The organism is Streptomyces sp. NPDC050636 (assembly GCF_040654775.1).
Lineage (GTDB): Bacteria > Actinomycetota > Actinomycetes > Streptomycetales > Streptomycetaceae > Streptomyces.
In genome coordinates this window covers 89,831-111,162 of record NZ_JBFAIP010000004.1, presented here as the reverse complement: position 1 = coordinate 111,162, position 21,332 = coordinate 89,831, and the positions used below count along the sequence as shown (strand labels likewise).

Below are 21,332 nucleotides of genomic sequence, written 5' to 3'. Positions count from 1 at the left end.
GCAGCAGCGCGCAAGGAGATCTCTGACACAGCGTCACGATCGGCCGTCGCGGGGCGCCACCCGGGCGGGGCCCCGGGGCGCTCCCTTACGGCGCGTCGCGGCCCCGTATTAGGGTGACGGATGCACGCACTCGCGGGAGCCCGGACGCACCGGGCTGAGAGGGAGGCTGGCCGGCCTCCGACCGTACGAACCTGATCCGGGTCATGCCGGCGAAGGGAGGGGCTGGACGCCCATGCATCCACCTGCCACACCACCCATCTCAGCCACGTCATCCACCTCGTCCACAGCACCACCGCGACACCCCGACGTCCTCGTCATCGGGGGCGGCATCATCGGCCTGGTCACGGCCTGGCGGGCGGCCGGCCGCGGACTGACCGCCGCCGTGGTCGACCCCGCGCCGGGAGGCGGCGCCGCCCAGGTCGCCGCGGGCATGCTGGCCGCGGTCACCGAGCTCCACTACGGCGAGCAGACCCTGCTCGGCCTCAACCTCGCCTCCGCGGGCCGCTACCCGCGGTTCACGGCGGAGCTGGAGGAGGCCAGCGGGCAGCGGATCGGCTACCGGCGGTGCGGCACCCTCGCCGTCGCCCTGGACGCCGATGACCGCGCCCATCTGCGCGAACTGCACGCCCTGCAGATCCGGTCGGGGCTGGACTCGCAGTGGCTGTCGGGGCGCGAGTGCCGCCGCCTGGAACCGATGCTGGCCCCCGGGGTCCGTGGCGGGCTGCGGGTGGACGGCGACCACCAGGTCGATCCGCGCCGGCTGGCGAGCGCCCTGCTGATCGCCTGCGAGCGCGCCGGGGTGGCCTTCCACCGTGGCCGGGCAGAGCGGCTGACGGTCTCCGGCGACGTCTCCCGCGGGCGCGCATCGGGCGTCGAACTCGCCGACGGCACGCGGCTGTCGGCCGGTCAGACGGTGCTGGCCGCGGGCAGCCACAGCGGGCGGCTGGCCGGTGTCCCCGAGGACGTGCTGCCTCCGGTGCGGCCGGTCAAGGGGCAGGTGCTGCGGCTGCACATGCCGGACGCGCCGGCCGGTGGTGCCGCCTTCCTCTCGCGCACCGTACGGGCCGTCGTACGGGGCGGGCCGCTCTATCTGGTGCCCCGGGAGAACGGCGAACTGGTCGTCGGCGCCACCAGCGAGGAACTGGGCTGGGACACCACCGTCACCGCGGGCGGCGTCTACGAGCTGCTCCGGGACGCGCACGAGCTGGTCCCCGGCATCACCGAGCTGCCGCTCGTCGAGACCTGCGCCGGGCTGCGCCCCACCTCCCCCGACAACGCCCCGCTGCTCGGCCCGTCCGCGCTGCCCGGCCTCCACCTGGCCACCGGCCACTTCCGCAACGGGGTGCTGCTGACGCCGGTCACCGGCGATGCGATGGCCGAGGTACTGGCCACCGGGAACCTCCCGGAAGAGGCCCGTCCCTTCTCCCCCGCGCGATTCTCCACCGCGACCGCCCAGCGGCCGGAACGCGCCCGCGTCCTAGAGGAGCAGCCCGTATGAGCGCCCCCAGCACCCCCGCCCCCGGTGCCCCGGGTGGCCCCACCCTGTCCGTTTCCGTCAATGGGGAGGCCCGCGAGATCCCCGGCGGTCTGACCCTCGACCGGCTTGTCGCGACCCTGTCCACGGCGCCGGGCGGGGTGGCCGCCGCGGTCAACGAGACCGTGGTGCCGCGCACCCAGTGGTCCGCGACCGCGCTCGGCGACGGCGACCGCGTCGAGGTCCTCACCGCGGTCCAGGGAGGCTGATCACCAGACATGGCCGATACCGCAGTCATCCGGGGGACCGACCCCGCTGGGTCCGACGGCGACGCCGCCGCCGGCACCGACACTCTCACCATTGCCGACACCACCTTCCGGTCCCGTCTGATCATGGGGACCGGCGGCGCGCCCAGCCTCGACGTCCTGGAACGCGCGCTGCTCGCCTCCGGTACGGAGCTGACGACGGTCGCCATGCGGCGGCTGGACCCGACCGTGCAGGGCTCGGTGCTGTCCGTACTGGAACGGCACAAGATCCAGGTGCTGCCGAACACCGCGGGCTGCTTCACCGCTGGCGAGGCGGTGCTCACCGCCCGGCTCGCCCGGGAGGCGCTCGGTACCGACTGGGTCAAGCTGGAGGTCGTCGCCGACGAGCGGACCCTGCTGCCCGACCCGATCGAGCTGCTGGACGCCGCCGAGACCCTGGTGGACGACGGTTTCACGGTGCTGCCCTATACGAACGACGATCCGGTGCTGGCCCGCAAGCTGGAGGACGTGGGCTGTGCCGCGATCATGCCGCTGGGCTCGCCGATCGGCTCCGGCCTGGGCATCCGCAATCCGCACAACTTCGAGCTGATCACCGCGCGGGCCGGCGTCCCCGTCGTGCTGGACGCGGGCGCGGGCACCGCCTCGGACGCCGCGCTCGCGATGGAGCTGGGCTGTGCGGCGGTGATGCTGGCGTCCGCGGTGACCCGGGCGCAGGAGCCGGAGCTGATGGCGGCGGCGATGCGGCACGCGGTCGAGGCGGGCCGGCTGGCGCACCGGGCGGGCCGGATCCCGCGCCGCCACTTCGCGCAGGCGTCCTCGCCCACGGAGGGCGTGGCGGAGCTGGATCCGGAGCGGCCGGCGTTCTGAGCGGCGGAGCGGGGCAGGGACCCGGCGGTGTCCATGACCCGGGTTCCTGTCACCGTTCGGCTGCAGTACGGCCGAGGGGCGGCCGCGGCGTTCGACCTGTCAGTGCTTCCTCGTAGACTCATCTGCCGTGGATACGACCCTTCAGGACCCACTCGTGGGCCAGCTGCTCGACGGCCGCTACCGCGTCCAGGCGCGCATCGCCGCCGGCGGGATGGCCACGGTCTACCGGGCCATGGACACCCGGCTCGACCGTGTGCTCGCGCTGAAGGTGATGCACCCGACCCTCGCCGTGGACGACGCGTTCGTCGACCGGTTCATCCGTGAGGCCAAGTCGGTCGCGCGCCTGTCGCACCCGAATGTGGTGGGCGTCTTCGACCAGGGCACGGACGGTACGTACGTCTATCTGGCCATGGAGTACATCGCCGGGTGCACACTGCGCGACGTCCTGCGCGAGCGCGGCGCCCTGCAGCCCCGGGCCGCGCTGGACATCCTGGAGCCGGTCCTCGCGGCCCTGGGTGCCGCGCACCGTGCCGGCCTCGTGCACCGCGACATGAAGCCGGAGAACGTCCTGATCGGCGACGACGGCCGGGTCAAGGTCGCCGACTTCGGCCTGGTGCGCGCGGTGGACACCAACACCACCGCCTCCACGGGCTCGGTCCTGGGGACCGTCTCCTATCTGGCCCCCGAGCAGATGGAGCACGGCACCGCGGACGCCCGGGTGGATGTCTACGCCTGTGGCGTGGTGCTCTACGAGATGCTGACCGGCGGCAAGCCGCACACCGGCGGCACCGCGGCGCAGATCCTCTACCAGCACCTGCATGAGGACGTGCTGCCGCCGTCCGAGTTCGTGCCGGGTCTGGCGCCGCAGCTCGACGACCTGGTGGCGCTGGCCACCGCCCGTGACCCGCAGCAGCGCGCGCAGGACGCGGTGGCGCTGCTGTCCCACTCGCGGGCGGCCCGCGCGGAGCTGACCGACGAGCAGCTGGACATCGTGCCGCCGCACGCCAAGGAGGTGCCCGCGGAGGGCGCCGTGGCGGGCGGGGACTCCGAGCGTACGGACGTGCTCCCGCGGATCGGCGGCGTGCAGATGCAGCTGCCCGCCGAGGAGACTGACCTCAACCAGCTCAACCGCACCAGCCGGCTGGAGGTGCCGCCGGCGGACGCCGCGCCCCCGACGGACCAGACGACGCGACTGCGTCCGGTGCCCTCCCCATCGGCGCCCCGTGGCGGCCTGCTCCAGCGGCACCGGCTCCTCACCATCGTGGCGGCCGTGCTGCTGGTCCTCGGGGTGGGCACGGGCGTCTGGTACATCACTTCCGGCCAGTTCACGACCGTCCCCGCGGTGCTGGACATGCCGCAGGCCAAGGCGGAGAAGAAGCTCCGCGACGAGGGCCTGGGCGTGAAGGTGAAGCGGGGCTTCAGCTCGAATGTGGAGCGTGGCCGTGTCATGGCCACGGACCCCGCGAACGGCCAGCGGATCCGCGGCACGGGCACGGTCACCATCACCGTCTCCCGCGGCCCGGACATCGTCACGATCCCCGACCTGGCCGGCACCCCGATCGCGGACGCCAAGCGCAAGCTGCGCGACCTCGGGCTGACCCCGGGCACCGAGCGCCGGGTGTTCGACGCCGACGTCGCCAAGGGCTCGGTGATCAGTACGGACCCGACCCCGGGCACCAAGCGCCGGCCCGATACGGCGGTGGCGCTCACGATCAGCCGCGGCGCCCCGCTGAAGGTTCCCGATGTGATCGGCGACGACCGGGCGGACGCCGAGGAGACGCTGCGGGGAGTGGGCTTCAAGGTGAAGTTCGCGGCCCAGCCGGTGTTCTCCGAGGAGGACCGGGGCACCATCGCCCTGCAGTCGCACGGCGGGAAGGACGAGCTGGGCCAGGGCGACACAGTCACCCTCACGGTCTCCAAGGGGCCGGAGATGGTCACCGTCCCGGACGTCACGGGCCAGAACGAAGCGGACGCCAAGAAGGCGCTGACGGATCTCGGCTTCCGGGTCGAGGTGAAGAAGCCGTTCCTCTTCCCCCAGGACGAGGTCGAGAGCCAGTCGGTCGAGGGCGACGAGCAGGCCCCGAAGGGCAGCACGATCACCATCAAGCTCAAGGGAGCGCTGTAAGGGGGGGCGATCCCCGCAGGTAAGGGAGCGGTGTCAGGGATCCTTTCGGTCCCTGGCACCCTGGGAGCGTGAGTACTTCCCCGTCGGCTTCGGCGTCCCCCTCCCCGTCCCCGGATCGCGCCGAGCAGCGCGCCCGTGCACGTAATCCGGTAGGCGGCCATGTGCCGGTGGCCGGCGGCCTGGCCAAGGTCGGCCTTCCCTACGCCCGCGAGCTGGGCGGCGAGACCGTGCAGGTCTTCGTGGCCAATCCACGCGGCTGGGCGACGCCGACCGGGAGCCCCGAGCAGGACGAGGCGTTCCGGGCGGCTTGCGCGCAGGACGACATCCCGGCGTACGTCCACGCCCCGTATCTGATCAACTTCGGCTCACACACCGAGGCGACCGTCGACAAGTCCGTGGCGTCGCTGCGGCACTCGCTGCGCCGCGGCCGGGAGATCGGCGCGCTCGGGGTGGTCGTGCACACCGGCTCGGCGACCGGCGGGCGGCCGCGCGAGCAGGCACTGGCGCAGGTCAAGGAGCGGATGCGGCCGCTGCTGGACGAGCTGACGGGGGACGACGACCCGTGGCTGCTGCTGGAGCCGACGGCGGGCCAGGGTGCGTCGCTGTGCGCGCTGGCGGAGGATCTCGGACCGTACTTCGACGCGCTGGACCGGCACCCGCGGCTCGGGGTCTGCCTGGATACGTGCCATGCCTTCGCGGCCGGTCACGACATGGCGGCGCCGGGTGGAATGAAGGCGCTGCTGGACGAACTGGTGGAGGTCACGGGCGAGGGCCGGCTGAAGCTGATCCACGCCAATGACTCCAAGGACGTGGTCGGTGCCCACAAGGACCGGCACGCGAACATCGGGGCCGGGCACATCGGTGCGGAGCCGTTCGGGGAGCTGTTCCGTCATCCGGCGACCGACGGCGTCCCCCTGGTGATCGAGACACCGGGCGGCAAGGAAGGACATGCGGCGGACGTGGCCCGTCTGAAGGAGCTGCGCGCGCTGGCGTCCGGTCAATCCTGACGGGCGGCGCCGGAACCGGAATTCGGGTCACGTGGCCGGGCCTCAGAGCTCGGGGCCCTCCCCCGGCTCCTCCTGGTAGGAGTAGCGCTGCTCCCGCCACGGGTCGCCGAGGTTGTGATAGCCGCGCTCCTCCCAGAAGCCGCGGCGGTCCGCCGTCATGTACTCGATGCCGCGGACCCACTTGGGGCCTTTCCAGGCGTACAGATGCGGGACGATCAGCCGGACCGGGAAGCCGTGCTCGGCGGTGAGCAGTTCTCCGGAACAGTGCGTGGCGAAGATGCAGTTCTCCGCGGCGAAATCCGCCAGGCGCAAATTCGAGCTGAATCCGTACTCGGCCCACACCATCACATGGGTGACATCCGGCGCGGGCGGCGCGAGCTCCAGGATCGTCTGTGTACGCACCCCGCCCCATTCGGCGCCCAGCATGCTGTATTTCGTCACGCAGTGCATATCGGAGACGACCGTGGCATACGGCAGTTCCGTGAATTCCTCATGCGACCAGCAGTGTTTGCCGCCGTCCGCGGTGGCGCCGAAGGCCCGGAACTCCCAGCGTTCGGGGCGGAACTTCGGAACCGGCCCGTAATGCGTGACCGGCCAGCCTCGTTGCAGTCGCTGCCCCGGAGGGAGCTGAGGATGCTCCTGCTCGCGGCGTTCCGGCTGACCCATGCCCTCCATGTTGTCAGACCGGGAGGGGTGCCGATGACCAGGGAGGTAAGGATTCGGGCAACTCGCACTAAGCGTGAACTTACTGGACGCCCCGCTCCGGGCGGTGCAAGGATGCGCGGCATCTGCCCAGTTCACGCGCGGAAGGAGCCCGCTGCCATGCAGGGCGACCCCGAGGTCATTGAATTCCTCAACGAGCAGCTGACTGCCGAGCTGACCGCGATCAACCAGTACTTCCTGCACGCCAAGATGCAGGAGAACTTCGGCTGGACGAAGCTTGCGAAGTACACCCGCAGCGAGTCGTTCGACGAGATGAAGCATGCCGAGGTGCTGACCGACCGCATTCTCTTCCTCGACGCGCTGCCGAATTACCAGCGGCTGTTCCACGTACGCGTCGGCCAGACCGTCACCGAGATGTTCCAGGCGGACCGGCAGGTCGAGGTCGAGGCGATCGACCGGCTCAAGCGCGGTATCGAGTTGATGCGCAGCAAGGGCGACATCACCTCGGCGAATATCTTCGAGGGCATCCTCGCGGACGAGGAGCACCACATCGACTATCTCGACACCCAGCTGGAGCTGGTCGAGAAGCTCGGTGAGGCGCTCTACATCGCCCAGTTGGTCGAGCAGCCGAGCTGAGACGGGACAGCTGTTGTCATGCCCACCCGCCGGCCGGCCGTCGTACGCCCAGGACGGCCGCTGGGGGCTACGCGGCCCCCGGGAACCCCGCGAGCACCCCTTCGGCCTCCTCCGCGACCAGCGGCTCGGCCGCACCGTTGTCGATGAGTTCGCGCCGGGGGCAGGCGCCACGGCCGAGCAGCGCCTGGATGCGGCGTACGCAGTTGCCGCAGTCGGTGCCGGCCTTGCAGGCGGAGGCGATCTGGCGGGGCGTGCAGGCGCCCGTATCCGCGTGTTCGCGGACCTGCTGCTCGGTGATCCCGAAGCATGAGCAGACGTACACGCGGTTCACCCCCGAGGAGGATTGGCTCGTCGATCCGGCTGATCTTGAGTGAGGTAACCCTTACCTTACCTGTCCCGGCGGGTGCTCCACAACGCAGTGGGGCGCGGATCATCCTGTGATCCGCGCCCCACTGTGTTGTGTATCGGCTTACTGGTCGCGGTACATCTCCGCCACCAGGAACGCCAGGTCCAGCGACTGGCTGCGGTTGAGCCGCGGGTCGCAGGCCGTCTCGTAGCGCTGGTGCAGATCGTCGACGAAGATCTCGTCGCCGCCGCCCACGCACTCCGTGACATCGTCGCCGGTCAGCTCGACATGGATGCCGCCCGGGTGGGTGCCGAGGCTCTTGTGGACCTCGAAGAAGCCCTTGACCTCGTCCAGCACATCGTCGAAGCGACGGGTCTTGTGACCCGAGGCCGCCTCGAAGGTGTTGCCGTGCATCGGGTCGCAGATCCATGCGACCTGGGCGCCGGACGCGGTGACCTTCTCGACCAGCTCGGGGAGCTTGTCGCGGACCTTGTCCGCACCCATCCGCGTGATGAAGGTCAGTCGGCCGGGCTCACGGTCCGGGTCGAGGCGCTCGACTAGGGTGAGCGCGTCCTCCGGTGTGGTCGTCGGGCCGAGCTTGACGCCGATCGGGTTGCGGATGCGCGCGGCGAACTCCAGGTGCGCGCCGTCCAGCTGACGGGTGCGCTCGCCGATCCAGACCATGTGGCCGGAGACGTCGTAGAGGTTGCCGGTGCGCGAGTCGGTGCGGGTCAGCGCCGACTCGTAGTCCAGGATCAGCGCCTCGTGGGAGGAGTAGAACTCGACGGTCCGGAACTCCTCCGGGTCCACCCCGCAGGCGTTCATGAAGTTCATCGCGCGGTCGATCTCGCGGGCCAGCGCCTCGTAGCGCTGCCCGGAGGGCGAGGACTTCACGAAGTCCTGGTTCCAGGCGTGCACCTGGCGCAGGTCGGCGTAGCCGCCGGTGGTGAAGGCGCGGACGAGGTTCAGCGTCGCCGCGGAGGCGTGGTACATCCGCTTGAGCCGCTGCGGGTCCGGGATGCGGGCCGCCTCGGTGAACTCGAAGCCGTTGACGGAGTCGCCGCGGTAGGTCGGCAGCGTCACACCGTCGCGGGTCTCGGTCGGCTTGGAGCGCGGCTTGCTGTACTGGCCGGCGATCCGGCCGACCTTGACCACCGGGACGGACCCGGCGTAGGTCAGTACGGCGCCCATCTGGAGCAGCGTCTTGAGCTTGTTGCGGATGTGCTCGGCCGACACCGCGTCGAAGGCCTCGGCGCAGTCGCCGCCCTGAAGCAGGAACGCCTCACCACGGGCGACGGCTCCCAGGCGCTCACGCAGCTGGTCGCACTCACCCGCGAAGACGAGCGGCGGATAGGACTCGAGCTCCGCGATCACATCGCGCAGAGCCTCTTGGTCCGGCCAGTCAGGCTGCTGCGCCGCGGGCAGGTCTCGCCAGGTGTTGCCACCGGCGTGGGTTTCAGCGTTCACGGTCACATGGCCCACATTACGGGGTCTTCCCGGGCGTCCAGCACGCCGACCGCACTATGAGACAGGCTCCACACCGTGAGGCACGCCCGGCGCGCTCGCGCCCGTGCCGGGTCCGGCCCCGCTCACTCCGGCCCGGCTCACTCGGGAAGCGCGTCCTCCGGAGTGCCGCGGGCGATGGCCGCGAGCGTGCTCAGCGCGTACGGCAGCAGCTCCAGGGGAGCACCGGCCAGGCCGAGGCGTACCGCGTTCGGTGCGGGCGCGGCGGCCTGGGTGCCCTCGGGTGCGACCGCGAAGGCCGTGGCCGGGGTGACGGCGATACCGCGCCGGGCGGCGGCGGCCAGGAAGCTCTCCGCCCGCCAGCCGTCCGGCAGCTGCCACCAGGCGCAGTAGGACCGCGGGTCGGTCCGTACGTCGAACCCTTCGAGGTGCTCGCGGACCCGCGCCTGCCGGACGGCGGCGTCCCGGCGCTTGGCGCGGACGATGCGGTCCACGGTGCCGTCGGCCAGCCAGCGGGTGACGGCTTCCAGGGCGAAGCCGCCCGCGGTCCAGCCGCCGGACCGCAGGGCCGCGGCGACCTTGTCGGTCAGCGGCCCGGGCGCGAGGACCAGGCCGACGGTGAGGCCGGGGGCGAGCCGCTTGGAGAAGCTGTCGACGAGGAAGGTCCGCTCGGGCGCGAGGGCGGCGAGCGGCAGCAGCGGCAGGCCGGGCGGGAACGGTACGCCGGGCGGGAGCGGCAGCCCCGCACTCAGCGGCACTCCGGGGGCGAAGGGGGCGAGCGGAGACACGGGGGCGGGGTGCATGAGGGGGGCGTGCTGCATACCGGGGGCGCCGGGGATGCCCGGGGTGGCTCCCATGCCCGCCAGGCCGGCCGGCGGCAGGGAGAACGGCAGGCCGGGCCCGCCGGCCGGATCCGCCCCGTAGGCAGCGTGGAACACCTCCGGGTGTGTATCTCCCCCCTCGCCCTCACCACCTTCCTCCGCCTTCCCGCCCGCCTCCACGTCCTCCTGGAGGAACGACCAGATCGCGTCCTCGACCGCCCACAGGTCCAGCTCACGCAGGGTCTCGGTCAGTTCGGTGCGCCGCTGGGCCGGCATCGTCACGCCGAGCGGGTTGTGCAGGGTGGGCTGGAGGTAGACCGCGCACAGCGGGGCGGAGCGGTGGGCGGCGCGTACCGCGTCCGGGCGCAGCCCGTACTCGTCCGTCGCAAGCGGTACGAGCGTCACGCCGATCCGTGCCGCGATGGCCTTGACCAGTGGATATGTGAATGCCTCGACGCCCAGTCGGCCGCCCGGCGGGACCAGCGCGGCCACCGTGCCGGCCACCGCCTGCCGGCCGTTGCCCGCGAACAGGATCCGGTCGGGGTCGGCGGCCAGGCCGGTACGGTCGAGGAGTGCGGCCGCGGCGGTGCGGGCCGCCGGGGTACCGGCCGGGCCGACCGGGCCCATCGCCGCTTCGAGGGCGTCGGGGCGCAGCAGCGGCGTGATGCCCTCGGCGAGCAGCGCGGCCTGTTCGGGGACGACGGGGTAGTTGAGTTCGAGGTTGACGCGGGTGCCGGCGGCCGGGGCGGCCGGTTCGGCGAGCGCGGGGCCCGGCGCGTGCTGTGCGGCGCGGACGTAGGTGCCGCGGCCGACCTCGCCGACGGTCAGGCCGCGGCGGGCCAGTTCGCGGTAGACGCGGGTGGCGGTGGAGTTGGCGATCCGGCGCCCGCGGGCGAAGTCACGCTGGGTGGGGAGCCGGTCGCCGGGGCGCAGCCGTCCGGCGGCGATATCCGCCGCGACGGCGTCGGCGATGCGCTGGTAGTCCTTCGCGGCCATGGTCCGCCCCTTCTCGCGATCGCCTTCGCTCCGCCGATGGCACATTGCACCGAGTGCAATGTTTTCATTGCACCGGGATTGTCTGCCTCATAGCATCGAGACGTCAAGGGGCACGAAGCCAACTGACAGGCGAAAGGGGCGAGTTGTGTCGAGCGCGTCGTACGCGAGGGATATCAACGGGATCAGCATCGGCTACGAGGACCGGGGCGCCGGGGCACCCCTGGTACTCGTCCACGGCCATCCCTTCGACCGCACGATGTGGGCACCCCAGATCGAGACCTTCGGAACCGCGGGGCCGCCCGGCGACTGGCGGGTGATCGCCCCGGATCTGCGGGGATACGGCGCCTCGACGGTCGTTCCCGGGGTCACGCTCCTGGAGACCTTCGCCCACGACATCGCCGCGCTGCTGGACGCACTGGGCCTGGGGGCGGAGCGGATCGTGCTCGGCGGGCTGTCCATGGGCGGCCAGATCGTCATGGAGTTCGCCCGGCTGTTTCCGGAGCGGCTGCGCGGCCTGGTGCTCGCCGACACCTTCGCGAGGGGCGAGACTTCCGAGGGCAAGGCGATCCGTAACGCCATCGCCGACCGGCTGCTGCGGGAGGGCATGGGCGGCTACACGGACGAGGTGCTGGACAAGATGGTCGCGCCGTACAACATCGAGCGGCAGCCGGAGGTCGCCGTGCACGTCCGCCGGATGATGCTCGGCGCCCCGCCCGAGGGAGCCGCCGCGGCGCTCCGCGGCCGGGCCGAACGCCTCGACTACACCGAACTGCTGGGGCGGATCACGGTGCCCACGCTGGTCGTCGTCGGCGAGGACGACAGCTACACCCCGGTCTCCGACGCGGAGTTCCTGCACTGGCACATCCGGGACGCCACGCTCACCGTGATCGAGGACGCCGCCCATCTGCCGAACCTGGAGCAGCCCGCCCAGTTCGACGAAGCGCTCGGGAAGTTCCTGGCCACCATCCGGTAGGGTGCGCACCATGCACGCGCAACCAACCATGAACATGAACTGGTGGTGGACCGCTCATCCGGCGGCCCACTGATTCGCGCGCACACCACACACTCCGCGAAGGCCGCCCGAGGGGCGGCCTTCAGTGTTTCCACCGGCCGTTCCTCTTCTGGCTCACCTGGAAGGAACCGCCATGCACCGCGAGCCCCTCGCCCCGACCGACGCCGCCGCGCTCGTCCAGCGGCTGCTCGACCCGGCCTGCCCTCCGTTCGCCCTGCTGCGCCGCCGCTCTCCGGGCCGGGAGTCGGCCGGCTGCCCCGCCACCATCGAGGTGCTGATCGGCGAGGTGGACGAGGTCGAGCGGCTGGCCGACATCCCGCTGGGTGACGGTGTGCCGGACGCGCCGGTGACCGACGCGCTGGCGCTGATCCCGTTCCGGCAGATCCGCGAGCGCGGCTTCCGCGCCCACGACGACGGCACTCCGCTGGCCGTGCTGCGCCCCCGGGAGACAGCCGAACTGCCCCTGGACGAGGTGCTGGCGGCCCTTCCGGCGCATGACGTGCGGGTGACGGACGGGGCGTTCGACGTGGACGACGCGGCGTACGCGGAGATCGTCGGGCGGGTGGTCCGGGACGAGATCGGCACCGGCGAGGGCGCGAACTTCGTCGTCCGCCGGACGTTCGAGGGGGAGATCCCGGACTTCTCGGCGGCCGACGCGCTGGCGCTGTTCCGCCGACTGCTGGCCGGTGAGCGCGGCGCGTACTGGACGTATGTCGTGCACCGGCCCGGGGTGCGCACGCTGGTCGGCGCCAGCCCCGAGGTGCATGTGCGGATGACCGGGGGAACGGTGGTGATGAACCCGATCAGCGGTACGTACCGCTATCCGTCCGGGGGCCCCACCTCCGAGAGCCTGCTGGCGTTCCTCGGCGACCGGAAGGAGGTCGAGGAACTGTCCATGGTGGTGGACGAGGAGCTGAAGATGATGTGCACCGTCGGGGACAAGGGCGGTGTGGTGATCGGGCCCCGGCTCAAGGAAATGGCCCACCTCGCGCATACCGAATACGAGCTGCGTGGCCGGTCCACTCTCGATGTGCGGGAGGTGCTCAAAGAGACGATGTTCGCGGCGACGGTGACCGGGTCGCCGGTGCAGAACGCCTGCCGGGTCATCGAGCGGCATGAACCGGTCGGTCCTGACGGGCGCGGGCGGGGGTACTACGCGGGAGCTCTGGCGCTCATCGGCCGGGATGCCGGGGGTGCGCAGACCCTGGACTCGCCGATCCTGATCCGTACCGCCGATATCGCCGCGGACGGCCGGCTGCGGGTCCCCGTCGGCGCCACCCTGGTCCGTGCTTCCGACCCGCACGGCGAGGTCGCCGAGACGCATGCCAAGGCGGCGGGGGTGCTCACCGCCCTCGGGGTGCGGCCTTCGCCGGTACGGGCCACGGCGGCCGGGGAACCACCGCGGCTGGCCGACGATCCGCGGGTGCGGGCCGCGCTGGACGCCCGCCGCGCCGACCTCGCGCCCTTCTGGCTGCGGATGCAGACCACCGCGCCGACCGCCGCGCTGAGCGGCCATGCGCTGGTCGTCGACGCCGAGGACACCTTCACCGCGATGCTGGCGCATCTGCTGCGCACCTCCGGGCTGGCAGTCACCGTCCGCCGCTACGACGAGCCGGGGCTGCGCGAGGCCGCCCTGACGCACGAGGGGCCGGTGGTGCTGGGCCCGGGGCCAGGCAATCCGTCCGACGCGGCCGACCCCAAGATGCGCTTTCTGCGCGCGCTGACGGCGGAGCTAGTCGCCGGCCATCGCCATGGCCTGCTCGGCGTCTGCCTGGGGCACGAGCTGCTCGCCGCCGAGTTGGGGCTGGAGATCGTGCGCAACGACGTGCCGTTCCAGGGAGCGCAGGAGCGGATCGACTTCTTCGGGCGCCCGGAGACGGTCGGCTTCTACAACACCTTCTCGGCCCGCTGCGATGACACCACTGCGGCCGAACTCGCCATGCACCGCGTCGAGTTGAGCCGGGACGCGGGGACCGGTGAGGTGCACGCGCTGCGCGGTCCGGGCTTCGCCGGGGTGCAGTTCCACCCCGAGTCGGTACTGACCCTGGACGGCGCCGCGGTCACCGCGCAGCTGTTGGCAGCTGTCCTCGTGTGACCAGCATGTTCTCGCTGGAGCGGCCGGCCAGATAGTCCTGGACATTGGTCACGGTGGTCTCGACGATCCGGCCGACCGCTTCCTCGGTGAAGTACGCCTGATGCGAGGTGACCAGCACGTTCCCGAACGTCATCAGGCGGGCGAGGATGTCGTCGTTGATCACGTCCAGGGAGTGGTCGAAGAAGAACAGCCCGGCCTCCTCCTCGTAGACGTCCAGGCCGACGCCGGTCAGCCGGCCGGCCTTGAGCGTGCCGACGAGGGCGGCGGTGTCGATCAGTCCGCCGCGGCTGGAGTTGATCAGGATCGCGTCGTCCTTCATCGCGGCCAGCGCGGCGGCGTCGACGAGGTGCCGGGTGGTCTCCAGCAACGGGACGTGCAGGGTGATCAGATCCGCCTCGGCGAACAGCTGCTCCTTGGCGACGTACTTCATGCCGAGCGCGGCGCAGCGGGGGTTCTCGGCGATGTCCCAGCCGAGCAGGTTCATGCCGAAGCCGTGGGCGATCCGGGTGAACGCCTCGCCGATCCTGCCGGTGCCGATCACGCCCGCCGTCCGGCCGCGCAGATCGCGGCCCATCAGGCCGTCCAGCCGGAAGTCGAAGTTACGGGTGCGATTGGCGGCCCGTACGATCCGCCGGTTCACCGCCAGCGCCAGGCCCCAGGCGAATTCCGCGACCGCATAGGGCGAGTAGGCGGAGACCCGGCCGATGGTCATGAGGAGGTCGGCCGCGGCCTCCAGATCGATGTTGTTGAAGCCCGTGGAGCGCTGGGCGATCATCTTGGTGCCGCCGGCCGAGAGGGTCTGCAGGACATCGGCGCTCAGATCGGCGTTGACGCTGGTGCTGACGATCTCGTAGCCGTGCGCGATGGGGGCGGTGTCGCGGTTGAGGAAGACATCCAGGCTGCGGACCTGGTGACGGCCTTCGAAGGCCTTCGCCAGCAGCGGCCGCTCATCCGCCTGCACACCGAATGCAACGATCTCCACGATCACTCCCGCCGATGCCGCTTCTTCCGGTTTCCCCCTGTTCCGAGCGATAGGCCGAATATAAGGCCCATCGCTCGGCGGTGCCGTCCGGAGCGCGGTGCCGTCCGGAGGCAAGAGCAGGGGACGCGGCTTCGCTCAGCCGAAGAAGACGCCGACCTCGGAGTAGAGCGACGGATCGACCGTCTTGAGCTTCGCGGTCGCCTCGGCGATCGGCACCCGGACGATGTCCGTACCGCGCAGCGCGACCATCTTCCCGAAATCGCCGTCCTGCACCGCGTCGATGGCGTGCAGCCCGAAGCGGGTGGCCAGCCAGCGGTCGAAGGCGCTGGGCGTGCCGCCGCGCTGGGTGTGCCCGAGCACCGTCGTCCGGGCCTCCTTGCCCGTACGCTCCTCGATCTCCTTGGCCAGCCACTCCCCCACGCCCGACAGCCGGACATGACCGAACGAATCGGTGGACCCGTCCTTGAGCACCATCTGGCCGTCCTTGGGCATCGCGCCCTCGGCGACGACCACGATCGGGGCGTAGCGGACCTTGAAGCGGGAGTCGATCCAGCGGCAGACCTGCTCGATGTCGAAGCGCTGCTCGGGGATGAGGATGACATTCGCCCCACCGGCCAGGCCCGAGTGCAGGGCGATCCAGCCGGCGTGCCGGCCCATCACCTCGACGACCAGCACCCGCATATGGGATTCGGCGGTGGTGTGCAGCCGGTCGATGGCCTCCGTGGCCACGCCGACGGCGGTGTCGAAGCCGAAGGTGTAGTCGGTGGCCGAGAGGTCGTTGTCGATGGTCTTGGGGACGCCGACGCAGGGCACGCCGTGTTCCTCGTAGAGCCGGGCGGCGACGCCGAGGGTGTCCTCGCCGCCGATCGCGATCAGCGCCTCGACCTCATGCTTGGCGAGGTTCTCGTTGATCCGGCGAACGCCGTCGTCCACCTTGAAGGGGTTGGTCCGCGAGGAGCCCAGGATCGTGCCGCCACGGGGCAGGATGCCACGGACCGCCGCGATATCCAGCGGGACCGTGTCGCCCTCCAGCGGTCCGCGCCAGCCGTCGCGGAACCCGATGAACTCGTATCCGTGCTCCTGGGTGCCCTTGCGCACGGCGCCCCGGATCACCGCGTTGAGACCGGGGCAGTCGCCGCCGCCCGTCAGTACTCCGACCCGCATCGTTGCTTCACCTACATCCCGTCAGGGCCGCGCACACGGCCGTGAATGAGCCGACCCGGTCACGCTAATGGTGATCTGGGTCACTCCGGGATGGGGCGAGGGTCGATTCCGTTGAAATGCCGGGGAGTTGACGCGATGCGTTCACCCGTACGAGCGGGACCGGATGGGTCTACGGCGCCCGCTACGCGTCGTCGAGGCCGCGCTCTATCGCGTACCGCACCAGCTCCACGCGGTTGTGCAACTGCAGCTTGCCGAGGGTGTTCTGGACGTGGTTCTGCACCGTGCGGTGCGAGATGACCAGCCGCTCGGCGATCTGCTTGTACGAGAGCCCCTTGGCGACCAGGCGCAGCACCTCGGTCTCCCGGTCCGTCAGCTGCGGTGCGCCGGGCTCGTCCGGCGTCGCCGGGGCGGGCTCCGTGGCCAGCCTGCGGTACTCGCCCAGCACCAGACCGGCCAGGCCGGGGGTGAACACCGGGTCGCCGGCGGCGGTGTGCCGCACCGCGTCCAGCAGTTCCTCGGTGCTCGCCGACTTCAGCAGATAGCCGGTCGCCCCGGACTTGACCGCCTCCAGGACATCGGCGTGCTCACCGCTCGCGGAGAGCACCAGCACCCGCAGCGCCGGATTGGCGCCGACCAGCTCCTTGCACACCTGGACACCGGGCAGCCCCGGCAGATTGAGATCCAGCACCAGCACATCGGGCGCCACGGCCTGCGCCCTGCGCACCGCCTGGAGGCCGTCCCCGGCCGTCGCCACCACGTCGAACCCGGCCTCGGCCAGATCCCGCGCGACCGCGTCACGCCACATCGGGTGGTCGTCGACCACCATGACCTTCAGGCCCGTCTGCTCGCTCATGCCTTCCCCCGCCTTCCGCCCTCGGGCGCACCGCCCTTGGGGATCTTCAACTCCACTTCCGTGCCCTGGCCCGGGACCGAGACCCAGTCGGCGCTGCCGCCCAGCTCCCGCAGCCGCCCGCGGATCGACAGGGCCACCCCGAGACGGCCCTCGCGCTCGGCGTCGGCGAGCCGCCCCTCGGGAATGCCGGGGCCGTCGTCGCGCACCGTCACGATCACCTCGTCCGGTTCGTCCTCCACCAGGATCCACGCGTGGGCGCCTTCCCCCGCGTGCACCCGCACATTGTCCAACGCGGCACCGACAGCGGCCGTCAGCTCCGCCGCCGCGACGGCCGGCAGCTCGACGGGCGCACCGGGCTCGGAGAAGGTGATGCCGGCGCACGCGTACGGCGCGAGCAGCGCCCGGATGTCGCACGGCGCACCGGGGCGGTCGGGCAGCGGGGTACCGGCTTTCGGCATCATCACGCCATTTGCCGAGGTGGGACCCGCCGGGTCCGTCCCGCGCTGCGGCGGCACCAGCCCGCTGGAGACCAACGTCCGCAGCGCGACCTCCTGTTCGCCCGCCATCCGGCCGAGTTCGGCGGCCTCGCCACCGATCGCGGCACCGCGCCGCTGCACCATCGCCAGCACCTGGAGCACGCTGTCGTGGATATCGCGGGCCAGCCGCTCCCGTTCGCGGGTGGCGGCCTCGATCTGCAACGCGCGGGCGAGGGTGCGCTCACTCGCGCGGGCCACCTCGACGACATAGCCGATCGCGACGCTGGCCACCCACACCAGGACCACGTTGTGGATGGTGTCGCGGGCCAGCTCCTGGCGTTCGAGGAGATTGGCCACGGCGACGGCGCTGGAGGCCGCCGCGGCCCAGCGCCAGCCGCCCTTGATCGCGAAGCCCAGGACCGCGCCCGCCGTCCAGATGGACGGCAGCGTGGGCCCGCCGTCCATGATGCGGGCGTGCGTGTCGACCAGCAGGGTGAGGAGGATGCCGCCGACCGCGAAGCTGAGGTCGGCGATCAGGAACTGCCGGGTGCAGCGCTCCGCGGCGGTGGTACGCCGCCAGGTCAGCGCCATCCAGAGGGTGAGCGCGCCCATGTAGGCAGCGGCGCCCAGCGGATGGGCGTACTTGTTGTAGGAGAGCGCGAACAGTACGAGGGTGTAGACGAGAGTGAGGATCCGGTAGCCGGTGAGCGCACGCCACAGGGGCAGCTCGACGGACATCCGCATCACCTTCGGGCGCTTGCCCTTGCGCCTGTCCACGGTCCGTATCGCGGCATCCGTCATGCCGGCCCCCACCCCCTGCCGGGCGTCTTTACGCCCCGGCCTCGGCCTTGCCCTTGCCCGTCTTGTCCGCGGCGGCGTTCCCGGACTTCGCTGCCTTCTCCGCCTCCGCCTTCTTCTTCGCGGCATCTGCGATCTGGCGCTTCGCCGCCGTCGCGTAGATGTCGACGTACTCCTGGCCGGACAGCTTCATGATCTCGTACATGACCTCGTCGGTGACCGACCGCAGGATGAAGCGGTCGCCCTCCATGCCCTGATAGCGGGTGAAGTCCAGGGGCTTGCCGATACGGATGCCCGGCCGGATCATCTTCGGCACGATCTTGCCCGGAGGCTGCACCTTCTCGGTGTCGATCATCGCGACGGGGATCACCGGCGCCCCGGTGGCCAGCGCGACCCGCGCCAGGCCGCCCGGCTTGCCGCGGTAGAGCCGGCCGTCCGGGGAGCGGGTGCCCTCCGGATAGATGCCGAACAGCTCACCGCGTTCCAGCACCTCGATACCGCTCTTGATCGCCGCCTCGCCGGCGCCGCGGCCGCCGGAGCGGTCCACCGGAAGCTGGCCCACACCCTTGAAGAACGCCGCCGTCAGCTTCCCCTTCACGCCCGGGGAGGTGAAGTATTCGGCCTTCGCGATAAAGGTGACCTTGCGGTCGAGCACCGCGGGCAGGAAGAAGGAGTCCGAGAAGGACAGATGGTTGCTCGCGAGGATCGCCGGACCCTCGGCGGGAATGTTCTCGATGCCCTCCACCCAGGGCCTGAAGGCAAGCTTCAGCGACCCGCCGATGGAAAACTTCATTGCGCCGTAGATCAACCGACTGCCTCCTGTGTGTGACGCAAAGACCTTAACCTGCCCCGGCTCCCCGCTCACCGCGACGGGGCTGCGGCGGCTCACCGGCCGCCGGGCACGGGTCCCGCGGACCGCTTCGGAGGGGACTGCGGACTTCCCCGTCCGGCGGCCCCCGTCGGACCTATCCGGCCGCCGTCACTCCGCGTACCCTGGGGTAACTCGCCAGCCCCCTTCATTGATCGGAGTCTCCCGGTGCCGCTCCTTCCCGGAGCCGAGCCGTTCCGCCGTGACGGCGGAGAGGTCGGCGTTCTTGTGTGCCACGGCTTCACCGGCTCCCCCCAGTCCGTGCGCCCCTGGGCCGAATATCTCGCCGACCGCGGGCTGACCGTCTCGCTGCCGCTGCTGCCCGGCCATGGCACCCGCTGGCAGGACTTGCAGCTCACGACCTGGCAGGACTGGTACGCAGAGGTGGACCGCGAACTGCGGGCGCTGACCGAGCGCTGCACCAAGGTCTTCGTCTGCGGGCTGTCCATGGGCGGCGCGCTGGCACTGCGGCTGGCCGCCAAGCACGGCGACGCGATCAGCGGGGTGGCCGTGGTCAATCCGGCCAACAAGGTGCACGACAAGGCGGGCGCACTGCTGCCCGTGCTGCGCTATGTGGTGCGTACGACCAAGGGCATCGCCAGTGACATCGCCAAGCCCGGCGCGACCGAGGTCGGCTACGACCGCACCCCGCTGCACGCCGCGCATTCGGTACGGAGGTTCTTCCTCCAGGTCGACTCCGAACTCCCGGCGGTCACCCAGCCGTTGCTGGTGATGACCAGCCCGCAGGACCATGTCGTACCGCCGGTGGACTCCGAGCGCATCCTGAGCCGGGTGTCCTCCACGGACGTACGGCAGACGCCGCTGGAGCGCAGCTACCACGTCGCGACGCTCGACCACGACGCGGAGCAGATCTTCCAGGACACCTTCGCCTTCATCACCCGGCTCGCGCCGGAAGCGCGCGCGGGCGCGGTCGAGGAGGGGACGGCGGCCAGTGGCGGAGCGTAGCCCCCGCGACCCCCGGGACCCGCTGGACGAAGAGGCCGCCTGGGCCGAGATCGTGGCGGGCTACGGCGAGCAGCCGCAGTTCCCGACGGCGGACGACGGCGAGGACGGGGACCGGGCCGGGGACGGCGGCGAGGACGGCAAGGACGGGAAGAGCGGGAAGGGGCCTGCCGAGCCGGGCACGGACGGCACGGGCCACGAGGACAGCGACGACGGTGCCGACGCGAAGCCCGCCGGCTCCGCGGACGGTGGAACGGGCGACGCCGGCGCCTCCCGTCCGGGCAGCTTCGTCGTCTATGCCCCCGGCGTCGGGCCGCGCGACTGGAGCGCCGCCGCGCCGTCCGACGACGACTTCGACGAGACGGACGAGGGCCACTTCACGCCGCCCGAACCGCCTCCGCTGCCGCAGGCCGATGTCACCGCCAAGTTCGCCTGGATCGCGGTGCTCGGCGGCCCCCTGCTGCTGGTCGTCATGATGCTGCTCCAGCAGCCGGTGACGTGGTGGATCACGGTGCTGGGCATCGGCGGATTCCTCGGCGGCTTCGCCACCCTGGTGGCCCGGATGAAGAGCGACGACGAGGACGACGAAGGGACACCGGGCAGCGGCGCGGTGGTGTGACCTCAGCCGGCCGGCACCCGCAGTGCCGCCAGCACCGGCAGATGATCCGTGGCGGCCTTGAGATCCGCCTCGCGCACGCCGGGCAGGCCATGGGGCACCCCGCAGCCGAGCACCTCCACACCCGCCGTCGTGAACACCGCGTCGATCCGCTGATGCGGATCATGGGGCGTGGAGGTGAACTCGCCGCCCCACGGCTTCGCCGCCCAGCCGTCGGTGAGCGCGGCCGCCAGCCGCTGGAAACTGCGGCCGGCCGGCCGGTCGTTGAGGTCGCCCGCGGCGACGGCGTACGGGACGTCCAGCCGCGCCAACCGGTCCAGGAGCAGCCCGGCCTGTTCGTAGCGCTCTTCGGCGGCGAGGCTGAGATGGCAGCTGAGCACACCGAGCCGGGCCCGGCCGAGCCGGACCACGGCGGTCGCGAAGCCGCGCTGGTGCAGCCCGGGGGTGCGGGGAAGCAGGACGTCCTCCGTACGCTCCACATGGGCGCGCAGAGTGGAGAGGATCATCGGGCCCGCCGTGGTGCCGCCGCCGGTGACGTACACCAGCCCGGACGCGCGGGCCAGCCGCTCGGCGGCCTTGCGCCAGCGGAAGAACCGCGGCGCCTCCTGGATCAGCACGAGGTCGGGGGCGCAGCCCCGGATGACTCGGGCCAGCGCCGCCCGGTCATCGCGCATCGAGCGGATGTTGTAGCTGAGCACCCGGATCACGGCCGAACCGTCGGGCTCGGTGTGGGAGTCGGGGAGCGAATTCAACGGTAACGTCACGCGCGCCAAGATATGGCAACGCCCGCCACCTCCACAGGACGCGACGGGCGTTGCCGTACCGATGAGAAGCCGCTAC

20 protein-coding genes and 1 riboswitch are annotated in these 21,332 nt (G+C 71.5%); of the genes, 10 read left to right on the top strand and 10 right to left on the bottom strand.

The window, feature by feature from the left end:
- Positions 1-122 precede the first annotated feature (122 nt).
- A riboswitch (TPP riboswitch) is annotated at positions 123-235 on the top strand.
- From thiO to AB0I10_RS06440, 5 genes are all read left to right on the top strand, one after another.
- The gene (gene thiO, locus AB0I10_RS06460) at positions 233-1,498 is read left to right on the top strand and encodes a glycine oxidase ThiO (RefSeq protein WP_363151184.1); all 1,266 of its coding nucleotides are present in this window, start codon (positions 233-235) and stop codon (positions 1,496-1,498) included. (Overlaps the previous riboswitch by 3 nt.)
- The gene (gene thiS / locus AB0I10_RS06455; protein WP_363151183.1) at positions 1,495-1,743 is read left to right on the top strand and encodes a sulfur carrier protein ThiS; all 249 of its coding nucleotides are present in this window, start codon (positions 1,495-1,497) and stop codon (positions 1,741-1,743) included. Before thiO ends, thiS begins: the two co-directional genes overlap by 4 nt.
- 123 nt (positions 1,744-1,866) lie before the next feature.
- On the top strand, positions 1,867-2,607 hold the full coding sequence (locus tag AB0I10_RS06450) for a thiazole synthase (protein WP_363151327.1): 741 nt from the start codon (positions 1,867-1,869) through the stop codon (positions 2,605-2,607).
- A gap of 127 nt (positions 2,608-2,734) precedes the next feature.
- Entirely contained in the window at positions 2,735-4,732 is a 1,998-nt protein-coding gene (gene pknB / locus AB0I10_RS06445; protein WP_363151182.1) for a Stk1 family PASTA domain-containing Ser/Thr kinase, read from the top strand.
- Between the two features lie 161 nt (positions 4,733-4,893).
- A complete protein-coding gene (locus tag AB0I10_RS06440) occupies positions 4,894-5,739 on the top strand; it encodes a deoxyribonuclease IV (RefSeq protein WP_363151326.1) in 846 nt (281 codons plus the stop codon).
- A 42-nt stretch (positions 5,740-5,781) separates the two neighbouring features.
- Here AB0I10_RS06440 and AB0I10_RS06435 read toward each other — a convergent pair whose 3' ends face one another.
- Positions 5,782-6,414 (bottom strand): sulfite oxidase-like oxidoreductase, encoded by a 633-nt coding sequence (locus tag AB0I10_RS06435; RefSeq protein ID WP_363151181.1) that lies wholly within the window; start codon positions 6,412-6,414, stop codon positions 5,782-5,784.
- Positions 6,415-6,561: 147 nt separating this feature from the next.
- On the opposite strand from AB0I10_RS06435, the gene bfr reads away from it, so the two are divergent.
- Entirely contained in the window at positions 6,562-7,038 is a 477-nt protein-coding gene (gene bfr, locus AB0I10_RS06430) for a bacterioferritin (protein ID WP_363151180.1), read from the top strand.
- Positions 7,039-7,105: 67 nt separating this feature from the next.
- Here the strand turns inward: bfr and AB0I10_RS06425 are convergent, their stop codons facing one another.
- The 3 genes from AB0I10_RS06425 to AB0I10_RS06415 all read right to left on the bottom strand — a co-directional run bounded on the left by AB0I10_RS06425 (position 7,106) and on the right by AB0I10_RS06415 (position 10,665).
- Positions 7,106-7,360 (bottom strand): (2Fe-2S)-binding protein, encoded by a 255-nt coding sequence (locus tag AB0I10_RS06425; protein ID WP_363151325.1) that lies wholly within the window; start codon positions 7,358-7,360, stop codon positions 7,106-7,108.
- Positions 7,361-7,507: 147 nt separating this feature from the next.
- Complete coding sequence (locus AB0I10_RS06420) at positions 7,508-8,857, bottom strand: class II 3-deoxy-7-phosphoheptulonate synthase (protein WP_363151179.1); 1,350 nt, start codon at positions 8,855-8,857, stop codon at positions 7,508-7,510.
- A 131-nt stretch (positions 8,858-8,988) separates the two neighbouring features.
- Positions 8,989-10,665, bottom strand: coding sequence for a PLP-dependent aminotransferase family protein (locus AB0I10_RS06415; protein ID WP_363151178.1), 1,677 nt, complete (start codon positions 10,663-10,665; stop codon positions 8,989-8,991).
- A 145-nt stretch (positions 10,666-10,810) separates the two neighbouring features.
- Between AB0I10_RS06415 and AB0I10_RS06410 the strand changes: the two genes are divergently transcribed.
- Positions 10,811-11,638 (top strand): alpha/beta fold hydrolase, encoded by an 828-nt coding sequence (locus tag AB0I10_RS06410; protein WP_363151177.1) that lies wholly within the window; start codon positions 10,811-10,813, stop codon positions 11,636-11,638.
- A gap of 172 nt (positions 11,639-11,810) precedes the next feature.
- Complete coding sequence (locus tag AB0I10_RS06405) at positions 11,811-13,772, top strand: anthranilate synthase family protein (RefSeq protein ID WP_363151176.1); 1,962 nt, start codon at positions 11,811-11,813, stop codon at positions 13,770-13,772.
- On the opposite strand, the gene AB0I10_RS06400 is transcribed toward AB0I10_RS06405, so the two are convergent.
- The 5 genes from AB0I10_RS06400 to AB0I10_RS06380 form a co-directional block, all read right to left on the bottom strand.
- Complete coding sequence (locus tag AB0I10_RS06400) at positions 13,738-14,754, bottom strand: 2-hydroxyacid dehydrogenase (protein WP_363151175.1); 1,017 nt, start codon at positions 14,752-14,754, stop codon at positions 13,738-13,740. The two genes, AB0I10_RS06405 and AB0I10_RS06400, sit on opposite strands and share 35 nt — an antisense overlap.
- Before the next feature lie 135 nt (positions 14,755-14,889).
- Positions 14,890-15,918: a 6-phosphofructokinase gene (locus tag AB0I10_RS06395; protein WP_363151174.1), complete on the bottom strand. Its 1,029-nt coding sequence runs from the start codon at positions 15,916-15,918 to the stop codon at positions 14,890-14,892.
- Between the two features lie 181 nt (positions 15,919-16,099).
- A complete protein-coding gene (locus AB0I10_RS06390) occupies positions 16,100-16,771 on the bottom strand; it encodes a response regulator transcription factor (RefSeq protein ID WP_363151173.1) in 672 nt (223 codons plus the stop codon).
- Positions 16,768-17,985, bottom strand: coding sequence for a DUF5931 domain-containing protein (locus AB0I10_RS06385; protein WP_363151324.1), 1,218 nt, complete (start codon positions 17,983-17,985; stop codon positions 16,768-16,770). The genes AB0I10_RS06390 and AB0I10_RS06385 overlap by 4 nt, the downstream gene beginning before the upstream one ends.
- 91 nt (positions 17,986-18,076) lie before the next feature.
- Positions 18,077-18,838: a lysophospholipid acyltransferase family protein gene (locus tag AB0I10_RS06380; protein ID WP_363151172.1), complete on the bottom strand. Its 762-nt coding sequence runs from the start codon at positions 18,836-18,838 to the stop codon at positions 18,077-18,079.
- A 243-nt stretch (positions 18,839-19,081) separates the two neighbouring features.
- Here AB0I10_RS06380 and AB0I10_RS06375 point away from each other — a divergent pair, with 243 nt between their 5' ends.
- Together AB0I10_RS06375 and AB0I10_RS06370 are read left to right on the top strand one after the other, a co-directional pair.
- A complete protein-coding gene (locus tag AB0I10_RS06375; protein ID WP_363151171.1) occupies positions 19,082-19,879 on the top strand; it encodes an alpha/beta fold hydrolase in 798 nt (265 codons plus the stop codon).
- Positions 19,866-20,495: a hypothetical protein gene (locus AB0I10_RS06370; RefSeq protein WP_363151170.1), complete on the top strand. Its 630-nt coding sequence runs from the start codon at positions 19,866-19,868 to the stop codon at positions 20,493-20,495. The genes AB0I10_RS06375 and AB0I10_RS06370 overlap by 14 nt, the downstream gene beginning before the upstream one ends.
- 2 nt (positions 20,496-20,497) lie before the next feature.
- Here AB0I10_RS06370 and AB0I10_RS06365 read toward each other — a convergent pair whose 3' ends face one another.
- A complete protein-coding gene (locus AB0I10_RS06365) occupies positions 20,498-21,256 on the bottom strand; it encodes an endonuclease/exonuclease/phosphatase family protein (protein WP_363151169.1) in 759 nt (252 codons plus the stop codon).
- Positions 21,257-21,332: the final 76 nt, after the last annotated feature.

Coding starts and splice junctions, on each gene's coding strand:
- thiO (WP_363151184.1), top strand. CDS start 233: ATGCATCCACCTGCCACACCACCCATCTCAGCCACGTCATCCACCTCG.
- thiS (WP_363151183.1), top strand. CDS start 1,495: ATGAGCGCCCCCAGCACCCCCGCCCCCGGTGCCCCGGGTGGCCCCACC.
- AB0I10_RS06450 (WP_363151327.1), top strand. CDS start 1,867: ATGGGGACCGGCGGCGCGCCCAGCCTCGACGTCCTGGAACGCGCGCTG.
- AB0I10_RS06435 (WP_363151181.1), bottom strand. CDS start 6,414: ATGGAGGGCATGGGTCAGCCGGAACGCCGCGAGCAGGAGCATCCTCAG.
- bfr (WP_363151180.1), top strand. CDS start 6,562: ATGCAGGGCGACCCCGAGGTCATTGAATTCCTCAACGAGCAGCTGACT.
- AB0I10_RS06415 (WP_363151178.1), bottom strand. CDS start 10,665: ATGGCCGCGAAGGACTACCAGCGCATCGCCGACGCCGTCGCGGCGGAT.
- AB0I10_RS06405 (WP_363151176.1), top strand. CDS start 11,811: ATGCACCGCGAGCCCCTCGCCCCGACCGACGCCGCCGCGCTCGTCCAG.
- AB0I10_RS06395 (WP_363151174.1), bottom strand. CDS start 15,918: ATGCGGGTCGGAGTACTGACGGGCGGCGGCGACTGCCCCGGTCTCAAC.
- AB0I10_RS06390 (WP_363151173.1), bottom strand. CDS start 16,771: ATGAGCGAGCAGACGGGCCTGAAGGTCATGGTGGTCGACGACCACCCG.
- AB0I10_RS06385 (WP_363151324.1), bottom strand. CDS start 17,985: ATGTCCGTCGAGCTGCCCCTGTGGCGTGCGCTCACCGGCTACCGGATC.
- AB0I10_RS06380 (WP_363151172.1), bottom strand. CDS start 18,838: ATGAAGTTTTCCATCGGCGGGTCGCTGAAGCTTGCCTTCAGGCCCTGG.